We start from the raw sequence: 14,800 nt of genomic DNA on the forward strand, positions 1-14,800 counted from the left end.
TTAGAGCTTCACTCGCATGTTCAAGCAAATATCAAGATGTTTCACCACACTTCCCTTAGTAAGCAGCTACCTCCTCTTCTTTTCAACGAATTTCAGAAGCACATCCTCGCAAATCTTATACCACCCCACTATGATTTATTGCTTCCATTAAAAAGGTATCCAAATACCTACTGAGGTCCGTCCCTCAAACAAGCAAAACCTCCTTCAGCCACCAACCCCAACAGAGGTCCGTCCCCAAAAAATAAAAACCCCCATCAGGCATCAAGCCCGACGGAGGTCCGTCCCTCTAAAATGTCTCTCAAAATTAAGGTAGTTCGGTTGTGCCCATGAGGTAGCGGTCGCATTCGCGGGCTGCTTCACGGCCTTCGTTGATGGCCCAGACGATGAGGCTTTGGCCGCGGCGCATGTCTCCGGCAGCGAATACACCTTCGACGCTGGTCATGTAGTTTCCGTACTCTGCTTTTACAGTGGAGTTGCTGTTTGTTTCGACTTCAAGTTCCTTGATCAGGTCTTGTTCCGGACCACTGAATCCAATGGCCAGAAGGACTAGATCCGCGGGCCAGACTTTTTCAGTTCCCGGGATTTCATCACGGATCTTGTTTCCTTCGTCATCATAACGAAGCTTCACATTGACTGTATGGACTTCTTTGATATGGCCATGTTCATCGCCGACAAATTTCTTCGTCATGACGGCATAAGCACGAGGATCTTCGCCCAGTACTTCGGCTGCTTCTTTTTGACCGTACTCCACCCGGTGGATGACGGGATACTGCGGCCATGGATTGCCGATTTCATCACGCATGGCTCCTTTTTTATCGTAGATATCAAATTGAGTCAGGCTTTTACAATTATGTCTCACAGAAGTGGCGAGGCAGTCGGTACCCGTATCCCCTCCACCTATGACGATGACATTTTTCCCTTCGGCAGAAATGTAATGACCGTCCTCTAAATTGGAATCCAATAAACTTTTTGTATTGGCATGCAGGAATTCCATGGCGTTATGCACGCCTTTCAGATCGCGTCCATCCACCTTAATGTCCCGGTGAACCGCGGCTCCTCCGCACAGAATAACGGCGTCGAAATTTTCACGAAGGTTTTCGACCGTATAGTCTTTTCCCACTTCCGTATTCGTCACAAATTCAATGCCCTCTTCTTCTAAAATATCGACACGGCGCTTCACGACTGAATATGGAAGCTTCATTTCAGGAATACCATACGTCAAGAGGCCACCTACTCGATCATTCTTCTCAAAAACAGTGACAAGGTGACCGGCTTTATTCAGCTGTGCCGCAGACGCCAATCCTGCCGGACCAGATCCCACTACAGCGACGCGTTTACCGGTGCGGAACGTAGGAGGTTCGGGAATGACCCAGCCCTCTTCAAAACCTTTTTCGATAATTGAACGTTCCACGGTCCTGATTGCAACGGGCGGCTCGTTGATCCCGAGAACACAAGCCCCTTCACACGGTGCCGGACAGGCGAAGCCGGTGAATTCGGGGAAGTTGTTCATCTGATGCTCACGCTTCAAAGCCTCTTTCCATTGTCCTTGATAGACGAGATCATTCCACTCTGGTATTAAGTGATAAACGGGACAACCTGTAGTCGATCCGTTGATTTCCATCCCGGACTGACAAGTGGGAACGCCGCAGTCCATGCAGCGCGCCCCTTGTTTCTTGACTTCTTCTTCCGAAAGAGGGGACGTATAATCGTCCCAATCCTTCGTCCGTTCAGCCGGGTGCCGTTCATCCAATGTTCTTCGCTTATATTCCATAAATCCTGTTGCTTTTCCCATGGTATCCCCCTCCCTGATTAATTCGCAGGTTCCAGTACTTTTTTCTCTTCTTTTGTACCTTCTTCAAATGCGGCCATTTCCGCATCAAACTTCTCTAATCCACTATTCTCAAGCTCACTGATCCGCTCTCTCATTTTGAGATAAGATTTAGGAATGACACGGACAAATTTGGATACGTATGATTCCCAGTTCGCTAAAATTTTCTTTCCATTGTTACTATTTGTATAATGAACGTATTTCTCGATCATGTTGTACACATCTTTCATCTCATCAGGATCGAACAGGGGCTGTACGAGGACAAGTTCCTGATTGCATCTTGAACGGAATTGCTCATCTTCATCCAGGACATATGCGACTCCCCCCGACATTCCGGCAGCAAAGTTACGCCCCGTCAATCCAAGGACGACCACTTTTCCACCCGTCATATACTCGCAGCCGTGATCCCCGACGCTTTCAACGACAACCTGTGCCCCACTGTTACGGACGCAGAAACGTTCGCCTGCCACTCCATAAATATAGGCTTCTCCTCCGGATGCCCCGTAGAAGGAAACGTTACCGATGATCGTATTCCGTTCAGGAATGAACGTGGCTGTCGGATCCGGATGAACGATAATCTTACCGCCTGATAATCCTTTTCCTACAAAGTCATTGGAATCCCCGACCAGTCTCAACGTCAGTCCTTTTGGAATATAGGCACCGAAGCTTTGACCTGCTGAGCCTTTGAAGGTCAGACGGATCGTATCTTCCGGTAAGCCTTCCGCTCCGTATCGTTTGGTGATCTCGCTTCCAAGCATCGTACCGGTCACGCGGTGAATGTTTCGGATCGCCGTCGTCCATTCAACAGGTGCCCCAGTTTCGATCGCATTTCGGCAACGTGGGATCAGCTCTTGATAATCAAGCGTCTTCTCAAGCTCATGATTCTGCTTACGTGTTGCATACCGGCCAACCTTCTCAGGTACATCCGGCTGATAAAGAAGTGCCGACAGATCGATTCCTTTTCCTTTCCAATGGTCGATTGCCTCATTGGCTTCTAAAATATCGGTTCTTCCGATCATTTCATTGATCGTCCTGAAACCAAGCTGAGCCATCAGCTCCCTTGTTTCCTGGGCGACAAAACGCATGAAGTTCGCTACATGCTCAGGGTCACCTGTGTATTTCTTACGTAACTCAGGGTCTTGTGTCGCAATTCCGACAGGGCATGTATTCATATGACAGACACGCATCATGACACACCCAAGAACGACTAATGGTGCAGTTGAGAAGCCGTATTCTTCTGCTCCAAGAAGCGATGCAACAACGACATCCCGGCCTGTCATCATCTTACCATCCGTTTCTACGACGATCCGGTCGCGAAGGCGATTTAACAGTAATGTCTGATGAGCTTCGGCCAGACCGATTTCCCAAGGCAGTCCTGTATGTTTCAGACTGGTCCTTGGTGCAGCACCGGTCCCACCGTCGTACCCACTGATCAACACGACGTCAGCCCTGCCTTTTGCCACACCTGCAGCAATCGTCCCGACGCCTACAGCTGATACCAGCTTTACACTGATACGTGCCTGAGGGTTGGCATTCTTAAGGTTATAAATCAGCTCGGCAAGATCTTCAATCGAATAGATATCATGATGAGGCGGTGGCGAGATCAACTCTACTCCAGGCGTCGATCCCCTTACTTCAGCAACCCAAGGGTATACTTTTTTACCAGGGAGATGTCCTCCTTCACCCGGCTTAGCCCCTTGAGCAACCTTGATTTGAATTTCGTCGGCGTTCACGAGATAGTGGCTTGTGACACCAAAGCGACCTGACGCCACTTGCTTGATTGAACTGCGGCGCGAATCTCCATTCTCATCCGGGACAAAACGACTTGGGTGTTCTCCGCCTTCTCCTGAATTACTCCGTCCACCGATTTTATTCATGGCAATCGCCAATGCTTCATGTGCTTCCTGACTGATGGAACCGAATGACATGGCGCCGGTTTTGAATCGACGACAAATTTCTTCAACTGATTCCACCTCATCGATTGGCACAGGCTTTGTTTCTTTAAACGAAAGAAGTCCACGCAGAGATTGCAGATTCTGCTTCTCATCCGTCAACATAGTGGAATATTTCTTGAATAGCTCATAATTATTCGTACGGCATGCATGCTGGAGTGTATGGATCGTACTTGGATTGTATGCATGATCCTCTCCATTTCGGCGATATTGGAACTCGTCTCCAGATTCTAATGTACGCTGATTATCTTTTCGTTCATTAAATGCTTTCGTGTGTCTTAAAAGTACCTCTTTTTCAATGATGTCCATTCCGATTCCACCGAGTCTTGAAGCGGTTCGGGTGAAGTATTTATCGATGACATCCTTATGAATGCCGACTGCTTCAAAGATTTGGGCACCACGGTAACTTTGAATCGTTGAAATCCCCATTTTGGAAAGGACTTTGATGACACCATCTGTTCCCGATTTTACAAAACTTTTCACCGCTTGTTCATAGGTCTTGTCTTGAAGCTCACCTTTTTCAATCAAGTCCCGCAGTGTTTCATACGCTAAATATGGATAAATGGCTTCAGCCCCGTATCCAAGAAGAGTTGCAAAATGATGGACTTCCCTTGGCTCCCCTGATTCAAGCAGGATGCTGACGGTTGTACGCGTTCCTTTGCGGATCAGATGGTGGTGCAGACCTGAAACGGCAAGAAGGGCTGGAATCGCTGCCTTCTCCTTCACCACACCACGGTCTGATAAAATAAGGAGTGTCGCACCATCTGCTACGGCCTGATCAGCTTTTTCATAAAGAGCATCCAGGGTACCTTCAAGTTGGTTTCCTTCATCGGTTACATCAAATAAAATCGGTAGTGTGACGGCTTTAAAGCCTTTTTCATTTTGGTGCCTAAGCTTTTCAAGCTCTTCTCCAGTCAGGATCGGTGTCTTGAGGTGGATATGCCTGCAGCTTTCCGGCCCCGGGTTCACCAGGTTTCCTTCTGCACCAATCGTGGTTCCGACTGAAGTGATAATCTGCTCCCGAATCGCATCGATCGGCGGATTCGTGACTTGTGCAAATAATTGTTTAAAGTAGTTATAAAGAAGTTGGGGCTTTTTCGATAAAACCGCAAGAGGAGAATCATATCCCATTGAGCCGACCGGATCTTTACCATCCGTCACCATCGGCTTGATGATTTTGTTCAGTTCCTCTGTCGTGTAGCCGAATGCCTGTTGCTGCAGCAGGACCTCATCAGGATCCATTTGAATCACTTCATGGGTCGTTTCCTGCAGATCTTCCAGTTCAAATTTATTATTATCCAGCCAATGTCTGTAAGGCTGTTCGGAAGCAACACGGAGCTTGATCTCTTCATCTGGGATGATTCGTCCTTTTTCCAAATCGACGAGAAGCATCTTTCCTGGCTGCAGACGATCCTTGTACACGATGTCATCGGCAAAAATATCGAGAGCACCCACTTCGGAACCCAGTACGATCATTCCACCCTTGGTTACATAGTACCTGGCAGGTCGAAGTCCGTTACGATCAAGGCACGCACCGATCTGCGTTCCATCCGTGAATACAAGGGCTGCCGGCCCATCCCACGGCTCCATCAAACAGCTGTGGTATTCGTAGAAATCCTTCTTCTTCGGATGGATCGTGTCATCGTTTTCCCATGGTTCCGGAACCATCATCATGGCCGTGTGTGCAAGGGATCTTCCTGATAAATGAAGGAATTCAAAGCAGTTATCGAACATGGAGGAATCACTGCCTGTCTCATCGATGACGGGTAGGATTTTTTCCAGGTCTTCGTCTTTGAAGGCACTAGAGCTGCACAGCTTTTCACGTGCGCGCATCCAGTTCACGTTTCCTCGCAATGTATTAAATTCACCATTATGGATGGTATATCTGTTTGGATGAGACCGCTGCCAGCTTGGGAAAGTGTTTGTACTAAAGCGGGAATGTACAAGCGCTAAGGCTGAACGGAACTCAGGGTGGTTGAGGTCAATGTAAAAGGAATCGAGCTGTTCCGGGATGAGCATCCCTTTGTAGACAATGGTCGTAGAAGACAGACTGCAAAGGTAAACGTCCTCTTGTCCCTCGACTGTCGCTACTTCTTTTTCAATACGCTTCCGGATCACATATAACTTGCGCTCAAAATCCATCCGTGATTGCATGTCTTCCGATGCCCCTATGAACACTTGACGGATGAACGGTTTTGACTTCGATGCCACTTTTCCTACAAAGGAATCATTGAGTGGTACAGGTCTCCAACCAAGTGTCTTTTGACCCTCTTCTTCAATGATGCGTTCGAATATTTCTTTACTCTTCTGGCGCTTGTCATAATTTTCAGGAAGGAAAACCATCCCGATCCCATATTCGCCTTTCCTTGGGAGAATGATGTCTTCTTTTTCACATTGCTTTTTAAAAAAGTGATGAGGGATTTGGGTAAGGATACCTGCACCGTCCCCGGTACTTGTATCAGCAGATTGTCCTCCGCGGTGCTCTAAGTTACATAGAATATTAATGGCATTTTGAACTATGCTGTGACTTTTTGTCCCATCTATATTTGCTATCATTCCAATTCCACATGCTTCATGTTCTTGCGCAGGATCATACATGCCTTGCGCTACAGGAAGATTCGTTTTCATCCAATGTCCTCCTCTATTAAACTTGTATATTTTTTGAATAATTAACCGAATGATTAAATTTTCTTAATTTTCGTTAGTATATCATGAAATTTAGAAAAAACGAAAAATTTTGTTAATGGTACGAGCGCATATTTTCCAAATATATGTGTAAACACAAGGGAGAAGCCTTATATATTAATCATCTTTTTGACTTAATATTCAGAATCTTTAAAAGCTTGATACTATCGTAAAGAAATCGCTTACAATATTTCGCGTTCCTAAGCAAATCCCACCAAAATCCAACATGAATTTTCATGCAAAACAATAACTAAAAAAATTTTTTTTATAAACAAAAAAACATTCTCATTTTGAGGGACGGACCTTGCCTTCTACTGCTGAATCACAGCCCAATTTCATCAGCTGAAACTCTTCTTCTATTCCCACCTCTCCAACTTTCCAAACCATATGAAAGAGGGACGGACCTCCGAAAAATTTCGGAGGTCCGTCCCTCTTTCTCATGCTTCTTTCAGCGCTTCTGTTTCGACTCGGTCCATGAATTCGGTGACGACTTTGTTGTTGTTTTTTTCTCCACCTAGTTTGAGAAGGACTTTCCCAAGGAAGTTCAGGCCTTTGTTTTCACCCTGGTAGATGAATTTCGTCTGGTCCTCACCGATTTTATGAAGGGTGAATGAAGCCTCGATTTCAAAGGCCTTGGCCAATGTGAAGCCGATCTTGTTATGTTTTTTCAGAGCTGTATTCTCATACTCGAGGTCTTCCACGATATACGTTTCAATCCTCTTCCCTTCTTTGTATTTCTGCTGGTAGGTGGATCCCACCACGCCTTCTTTCTGTTCAAGGACCTTGTTTTCAACTACGTTTGGCATAATCCGTTGAATATTCTCGAGCTCAAATAAATGCCAGATCGTTTCGATATTGACAGGTATGATCCGTTCTTCATGCCATTTAATCATCCATTACATCCTCCATTCCCATTTCAAAGAAATCATCCATTTCCTGGATCACCGTTTGTATTCGTTCTACTTCCGCTTCGAGCCCCCGCTTTTTCGCCTTGATCAATTCCTCCAGGTTTTCGAAGGACTCATCATTCACCACGGCCAGCATCTCTTGTATGGTAAAGTTAAATCTTCTTAAGTAAACCAGTAATCGCCCCACAAGATAAGATCCATTATCATAATAGCGGTAGTTGTTTGCAGGATCGATATAGACCGGCTCAAGGAGGTTGATCTCTGCATAGTAACGCAGTGTTTCCTTACTCAGGCCGGTCATCTTGGAAAACTCGCTTACTTTGTACAACCCCATCACCTCACACCTAAATCATAAACCATGTGGTGCACTACACGGTCAATACTTTCCATAAAAGTTTAGTCAAAAAAGAAAGACTTTACCCCATCTTCTGGGGAAAGTCTCACTGTGCTGAAACGAATGAACTTTTTGCCTGAAGAAGCTTTTGGATCTCTTGATAGGCTTCTTCCATTGAATTCACTTTCACCGAAATCCTTCGATCTACAGGATATTGATTGGCCATATGCCTGTAACGCGGGTCATAATAGTATTCAAGTAGCAATTCCAAGATCCGCCCATAATGTCTCTGTTTCAACTCATCCTCGATTTCATTCGCCACGGGACTGTGGATTCTTCTCTTGATTACCCTGAACGCTTCTACAAATTCTTCATGATGCTCTTGAAGGCGGTACTCTTCCAAAATATGTCCCACTCTTTCTTTCATTGGCATCTCAATGAAGATATGAAACGCATTTTCCTTCTCCTCCACTAAAAAGTCAGGTAGAAGAAGCTTTCCAATTCGTTTACTTTCTGCTTCAAACAATAGAAAAGGAGACTCCTGCAGCTTCATCAGTTCTTGAAGGAGCAGGGAATCGAATGTTTTCTGATTGTTCGAGGTCAGCCCGATTTCTCCAAAGATGGATCCCCGATGGTTTGCCAGTCCTTCAATATCAAGTACTGGATATCCCTCCCTTTGAAGCCTCTTCAAAATCGCAGTCTTTCCACTGCCTGTCCCGCCGTTCAAAACAAAAGAAGGTGGCTCCATCTTAAATGAGTGAAGGCCGTTCAACACCCAATGCCGGTAGGCCCTGACCCCGCCAAGAATCCTGTGTGTCTTGATCCCCATCAGGTCAAGGAATGTCGCAGCCGCCTTGCTTCTCATTCCTCCCCGCCAGCAAAACACGACAATCTCTCCATCCAGCTTTCGAAACTCACGAATAAAGGCAGTAAGTTTCCCTGAAAAAATCTCCAGCCCCCGATCCGTCGCCACTTCCTTACTCACCTGCTTATACAGCGTCCCGACTTCTGCTCTTTCCCCATCATCAAACACAGGGATGTTCACGCTTCCCGGAATTGTCATTTCCCTGTATTCAGAAGGAGAACGTACGTCCACGAGTGTATACTGATGTAAATCGCATTGCTCTATGGTTAGATCCCTGAACATAACGAACACTCCCCTCACGGTCTCTATGTCCTATTCTACACTAATTATTCTTTCCGTTTTCATTCTATTTTAGAACGATTCAACTAGTCCTTTCATCCTGTTTATACATTGAATATTCAGATTTTTCACCTCGTTGGTACTATATACCATCCGTTCATCTCCCACTATAATGAAATTAGAAATAATATTTCATGTTTTCGGGTTATTTTTTGAAGTATTATTTCAATAAAATGAAAACGGTTTCTTTTAAACCGAAGGAGAGGAGTTTGTTCATGAAAGCAGTTAAGTACATGATCATCGCCGTGATGATGTTCTCGCTGGCTCTCCCTTTTACCGGGAAAGTTAAAGCAGCAGAGACAAGTGCTCCAAAGCACGAAATGCGGGCTGCGTGGATTGCAACCGTCACGAATATCGACATGGCAGCCGGAATGGATCAGCAGGAATTTACGGACTGGGTGATGAGCACCCTGGATGAATTAAAAAAATTAAACTTCAATACGGTGATCTATCAAGTCAAACCGACCGCTGATGCCTTGTATCCCTCTGAACTCGCTCCATGGTCCCAGTACATCACCGGGGACAAGCAGGGAACCGACCCAGGCTATGACCCACTTGCCATCATGTTAGACGAATCGCACAAGCGCGGGATCGAAGTCCACGCCTGGGTGAATCCTTACCGCATCACGATGCCGAATCAAACCATCGAATCACTGGCAGAGAATAACGTTGCCAAGCTTCATCCTGAATGGGTACTGAAGTATGGTAAACAGTATTATCTCAACCCAGGTATTCCCGAAGTACAACAATACCTGATTGATACAGTAAAAGAACTGGTAAACAACTACGACATAGAAGCCGTTCATATGGATGATTATTTCTACCCTTATAAAATTGCAGGAGAAAGCTTCCCAGATCAAGATACATACGAGAAATATGGCAGTACTTTCGACAATATCGACGACTGGAGACGCAACAACGTCGATGAACTCGTAGCAGATATCAACAATGAAATCAAAGAAATCAAAGACTATGTCCAATTCGGGATCTCCCCTTTTGGCGTATGGAGAAACATTGCTGATGATCCTACAGGAAGTGCGACACAGGCAGGACAAACGAATTTCGACGACCTGTATGCCGACACCCGTCAGTGGATAAAGGATGGCAGCATAGACTATATCACCCCGCAAATCTATTGGTCTAGGAAACTCGCTGTCGCCAACTACTCTGTCCTCCTTGACTGGTGGAGCCGGGAAGTGAAGGAGTATTCGTATGAGCACCCGATCAATCTGTACATCGGGATGGCCGATTATAAGGTCGGGGACAATTTTGACCAGGAATGGTTCAATCCTTACGAGCTGCCTGAGCAGATCATGGACAACCGTGATAACGGAACGGCCCTTGGACAGATGCACTTCTCTCTCAGACAAATTTTCGAGAACCCGCTTGGATACGCAGATATTTTAAAAAATGAAGTATACACTGAGAAAGCATTGACTCCTGCCACTCCATGGAATAATGATCACCTTCCCAAGAAGCCGAATAAGGTGAAGGCGGATAAGCAGGAAGACGGTATCAAATTGACCATCGATGATAAGAAGCACTCTGACGCACGAAAGTATGTCATTTACCGTTTTGATGGAGTGAAAGAAGGAGATTACGAGAATCCAGAGAATATCGTGGATGTCGTGTATTCCAGAGAAAGTCTCACAACCTATGAAGATACGTCTGCTGCTGAAGGTGGCATGTACACATATGGTGTTACTTCCGTTTCTCCGACAGGGGTGGAAAGTAAGGATGCGAAAACAGTAAGGGTCCACTAATCATGAAAGGAGCGCTTCCCCATTACGGCGAAGCGCTCCTTATTTATTTCAATTGCATTTCCTTAATCTTTTGCCTGAGATGATCCGGCCACCATGCACCACATTCATCAGAAACGACACAGGCAGCACACTTATCCAAATCATACACCATCATACCCTGAATGGGCGGGGAGTAGAGGTGGACGGTCACCAAGTCCTCCCCACTCCCTTTCTTCATTTTGTGAACACCTTTCTTCGGAGCATAAAAGAAAGAACCTTTCGAGTATTCACGGTCAAATATTTCCTGTGGGAGCTGGTTATCCTTTACTTCAAAGATTGTATTGACTGAAGTCCCGGTCATCACCTGGATCCACCCCTTTGAGTTTCCGTGATCATGCGGGGCACATTCCCTATTGGACCAATTCATCACGAGAAGCTCGACTGCTTCATTTTGATAAAGGAGCTTACGATAATATGGCTTTCCTTCCGGAGATTGCAAGTACGGCTGTAATTCCTCAAGAGTTAAATGAAGAGACTGCAAAACTTCTTTCATCTCATTCGTTGAAGGATTGGTCAATTCATCCAATGTATTCTTTATCCTTTCCTTTAAGGTCACGGCGGATCCCCCCTGATGTTATCGTTTCCTCCATAGAAACCGGTGGAGTACAGAAATCATCTGGCCATTCACAATGACAACTCCTATTATAATTATGACTCCACCCAGGATGCTTATGAAAACAATTTTCTCATGCAGGAGAAAGATTGCCGCAATGAGGGTAGTGACAGGCTCCAAATATAGAAACATCGACACCTTGGACGCATCCAATACCTCCAAAGATTTCGCCCAATACCAGTACGCGATACCTGAAACAAATATCCCGAGGAACATCAAGTGGGCCCACTCTACATTTGATAAAAGGGAAATCCTTTCCCAGCTGCGGTTTCGGATGAGGAATGGGATCGTCAAACTAAATCCAAGCAGGCTCATATAAAACGTGATGACGAGGGATGGCAGCTCGATGCGAAGCTTCTTCAGCAGCACGGAGTAGACGGCCCAGTTCAATGTACTCAGAATCATCAGGATATACCCGATATTGACAGCAAATCCAATAGACTGACCACTCCTCGCTGTCGTCACCATCAGCACACCTGTAATCGCGATGATCATTCCCAGCGCTTTAGGGAACGTCATTTTTTCATGCAAAAATATCATGGAGAGGATGACGGTGAACACAGGTGAAAAAGAAATCATCCACCCTGCAGAGGAAGCATCGATGGTCAGGAGGGCAGTCGCCTGGATGACCTGGTGAATGAAGACGCCGAGGACACCAAGTATGATTAAGTGAGGGATGTACTTGAGGGGGATGGTAAGCCGGTATCCTTTTAATAGTAAAAGCATGAGCAGAAACAGAGCTCCTATCGCAAAGCGCAGAACGAGGAGTGTATACGGATCAAGGGTATCCAGTACCGCTTTGGTGGATACGAAGGAAATTCCCCAGAAGCTGATGGACATTGTGGCATATAATGAGGCGGCAACCTTTGTTTTAGTTGGAATCATCGACGGGGCATCCTTTCTGGACATAGTTTCTTTCTATCAAGGTATGCTCGTCCAGGGGAAAGATGTGCAGGGGTTTGGGGTGTTTTAAAATAAGTTGGTTGGTTTTGTAAATATGGTTAGTAGTTTTTTAAAAAACAGGTATCAGTTCAGGTATGGGCATTTAGTCAGATAATATGAAAGCATGCACCTATCGGCTAAGGAATATGGTAAGCACTCGAGCTGATAAATAAACGGAGAAATTCCGCTTATTTTAAAATTTCTATTTAAATTGGCTGAAATAGACGGAAAGATTCCGCCTATTCATTCGAAAAGTACAAAAATGGTTGGTTTTTCTTGCGATAAGCGGAAAAACTCCGCCTATTTGCCTCCCAAACAAGTTATATTCTGAATGTAACCGGAAAATCTCCGCTTATCATTGCTGGTTTTTCTACAAAGGGCAAGACGTCTCAAGATACATAAATGTTTAACTAAACCTAAAAAAAGAAACTCGCCAATGAGGCGAGTTCTACTTTTACAAATCCTATAATGATTAGTATTACTACAACTGTGATTTCGGTACATATTTTTTATATTAGCACCTCATTTAGATTCCGATTGTGGAGCTTCTTCTCTTTATTTATGAGCTACCCTCTCACCAAACTGAGGCAAATACTCTTTATGAACCTCAAACATTTCACCCAACAGCTGTTTCGCCTTCACATCACTCGACACCAACGGATTGATTGTCATGGCAAGCAGTGCTTTCTCATAGGAACCGGTTACGGATGCTTCTGCAGCCACCCGCTCAAAGGATTTAATCTGCTGGACAAGCCCACTGACTGAAACGGGCAACTCTCCTACTGCAATCGGCTTCGGTCCAGATTTAGTCACGACGCAGTTCACTTCCACGGCAGATTCCCATGGCAGATCACTGATCGCCCCATCATTGCGGACATTCAAAGTCTGGATATCCCCGCGGTCGTTATGGATGGACGATATGAGGTTGCATGCTGCATCGCTGTAATAAGCTCCTCCACGCTCTTCAAGTTGCGGAGGCTTAACGGATAAGCTTTCATCCTTGTACAGATCGAACAGCTCATTCTCCAATTTCTGAACAACTTCCGCACGGGTCGTACCCGTCTTGAATTCTTCTAGCTGCTTTTCTAAAATATCACTCGTTTTATAGAAGTAGCGGTGATACGGGCAAGGGACGACTCCCAGACTCCTGATGAATTCAGGCTCCCACGGAAGTGGCGCAATATTCCTCATGCTGACCTGCCTCTCTGGGTCACTCATGATTTCCAGTACTTCCCCTAATACAGATTCTCCGTCCACGAGAACATCCAATCCATATACCATATGATTCAGTCCGGCAAACTTGATATGAAGGCGTTCAACCTCGACACCTAGAAGTTTCGCCAGGGTTATCCTCGTATTGATGGGAAGATTGCAAACGCCGACAACCTTTGGGTGCGATCCATAACGAAGCAACGCTTCTGTCACCATGCCTGCTGGGTTCGTGAAATTGATCAGCCAGGCATCGGGGCACAGTTCCTGCACCTCCTCAGAGATTTCCAAAAGGACAGGAATCGTTCTCATTCCCTTAAAGAGTCCGCCAGCCCCATTCGTTTCCTGACCGATCATTCCGTATTTAATCGGCAGACGCTCGTCCAGAATCCGGGCTTTCAGCTGTCCGACACGCATTTGGGTCGTGACATAGTCTGCCCCTCTCAATGCCTCTTTCCGGTCCAATGTCAGATGGATCTCCATAGGGACCCCTGATCTTTCCACCATCCTTTTCGCTAAGTTCCCGACGATATCCAGCTTCTCTCTTCCAGCCTCAATATCCACCAGCCACAGCTCACGAACCGGCAGTTCATCATACCGCTTGATCAATCCCTCAACAAACTCAGGAGTATAGCTCGAACCCCCGCCAATCGTCACGACCTTGATTCCATTTCCCATCCTGTACGCCCCCTGTTATCTGGCCACAAAAGCCAGTATGAAACTTATGACAAAGCTGACTACTACGGCTAAAAACATCCGCTTCTTTTTAACAGATGCATCTTCTACCGGCCCTTCAATCTTCAATAGAATAACCGAGAGCCCGATCGAAGCTGAAATGCCAGTAGCCAAAAACACGCTCCATTCCTTTGCAAGCCCCGTGCTCATCAATGGCTTTGAAAGAAGTAAGAGTCCGATAGATACCGAGATTAATAATACAAATACACTTCTAAAACCGATTCTCTTTGGCACAACGGTTTCTGTCATGTCCATCACTCCTGACCTAGTAAAGAAGTGGGAATCCTAGGACCCCCACTTCTGTTACTTATTATAGTAGAATGCCTGGCGGGTCTGGGTAAAGCCCCTCCGCTTTTCTTTGTCCAGCTGCGGCGGTTAGTCCCTCGAGGTCATAAGTCAATCCCCCCAAAAAGGCAAAGAACGCCTTTCCGGCGGGCTCGCCTTATGCTTGTCGGGCCTGCCCAATCCGCCTCCGCTTTTCTTTGTCCAGCTGCGGGGCTTAGAGGCTCGAGGTCATAAGCTATTCCGTCAAGAAGGTTAAAGAGCAACCTTCATGCCGGCTTAGCTTATGCTTGTCGCCTCTCATCA

10 protein-coding genes are annotated in these 14,800 nt (G+C 45.9%); 1 reads left to right on the top strand and 9 read right to left on the bottom strand.

The annotated features are described in order from the left end of the window. Positions 1–304 precede the first annotated feature (304 nt). From SLH55_RS14865 to mnmH, 5 genes are all read right to left on the bottom strand, one after another. Entirely contained in the window at positions 305–1,792 is a 1,488-nt protein-coding gene (locus tag SLH55_RS14865; RefSeq protein WP_320323839.1) for a glutamate synthase subunit beta, read from the bottom strand. A 17-nt stretch (positions 1,793–1,809) separates the two neighbouring features. Beyond that, positions 1,810–6,408 carry a glutamate synthase large subunit gene (gltB, locus tag SLH55_RS14870; protein WP_320323840.1) on the bottom strand — a complete coding sequence of 1,533 codons (4,599 nt, stop codon included), beginning with the start codon at positions 6,406–6,408 and terminating at the stop codon, positions 1,810–1,812. 494 nt (positions 6,409–6,902) lie between these two features. Further along, positions 6,903–7,358: an SRPBCC family protein gene (locus SLH55_RS14875; RefSeq protein ID WP_219167088.1), complete on the bottom strand. Its 456-nt coding sequence runs from the start codon at positions 7,356–7,358 to the stop codon at positions 6,903–6,905. Continuing rightward, on the bottom strand, positions 7,351–7,707 hold the full coding sequence (locus SLH55_RS14880; protein WP_226672670.1) for a MerR family DNA-binding transcriptional regulator: 357 nt from the start codon (positions 7,705–7,707) through the stop codon (positions 7,351–7,353). Before SLH55_RS14880 ends, SLH55_RS14875 begins: the two co-directional genes overlap by 8 nt. A 106-nt stretch (positions 7,708–7,813) precedes the next feature. Further along, positions 7,814–8,854, bottom strand: a complete 1,041-nt coding sequence (gene mnmH / locus SLH55_RS14885) for a tRNA 2-selenouridine(34) synthase MnmH (RefSeq protein ID WP_320323841.1) — start codon at positions 8,852–8,854, stop codon at positions 7,814–7,816. Between the two features lie 272 nt (positions 8,855–9,126). Between mnmH and SLH55_RS14890 the strand changes: the two genes are divergently transcribed. Next, positions 9,127–10,674, top strand: coding sequence for a glycoside hydrolase family 10 protein (locus SLH55_RS14890; protein WP_320323842.1), 1,548 nt, complete (start codon positions 9,127–9,129; stop codon positions 10,672–10,674). Between the two features lie 43 nt (positions 10,675–10,717). Here the strand turns inward: SLH55_RS14890 and SLH55_RS14895 are convergent, their stop codons facing one another. The 4 genes from SLH55_RS14895 to SLH55_RS14910 all read right to left on the bottom strand — a co-directional run bounded on the left by SLH55_RS14895 (position 10,718) and on the right by SLH55_RS14910 (position 14,461). Next, entirely contained in the window at positions 10,718–11,269 is a 552-nt protein-coding gene (locus SLH55_RS14895) for a cysteine dioxygenase family protein (protein ID WP_320323843.1), read from the bottom strand. A gap of 18 nt (positions 11,270–11,287) precedes the next feature. Continuing rightward, positions 11,288–12,211: a DMT family transporter gene (locus SLH55_RS14900; RefSeq protein ID WP_320323844.1), complete on the bottom strand. Its 924-nt coding sequence runs from the start codon at positions 12,209–12,211 to the stop codon at positions 11,288–11,290. A gap of 612 nt (positions 12,212–12,823) precedes the next feature. Continuing rightward, positions 12,824–14,155 carry a 6-phospho-beta-glucosidase gene (locus tag SLH55_RS14905; RefSeq protein ID WP_320323845.1) on the bottom strand — a complete coding sequence of 444 codons (1,332 nt, stop codon included), beginning with the start codon at positions 14,153–14,155 and terminating at the stop codon, positions 12,824–12,826. 15 nt (positions 14,156–14,170) lie between these two features. Then, a complete protein-coding gene (locus SLH55_RS14910; RefSeq protein ID WP_219167094.1) occupies positions 14,171–14,461 on the bottom strand; it encodes a hypothetical protein in 291 nt (96 codons plus the stop codon). Between the last annotated feature and the right edge of the window lie 339 nt (positions 14,462–14,800).

Origin of the sequence: Rossellomorea sp. YZS02, from assembly GCF_033963925.1 — a bacterium.
GTDB lineage: Bacteria > Bacillota > Bacilli > Bacillales > Bacillaceae_B > Rossellomorea.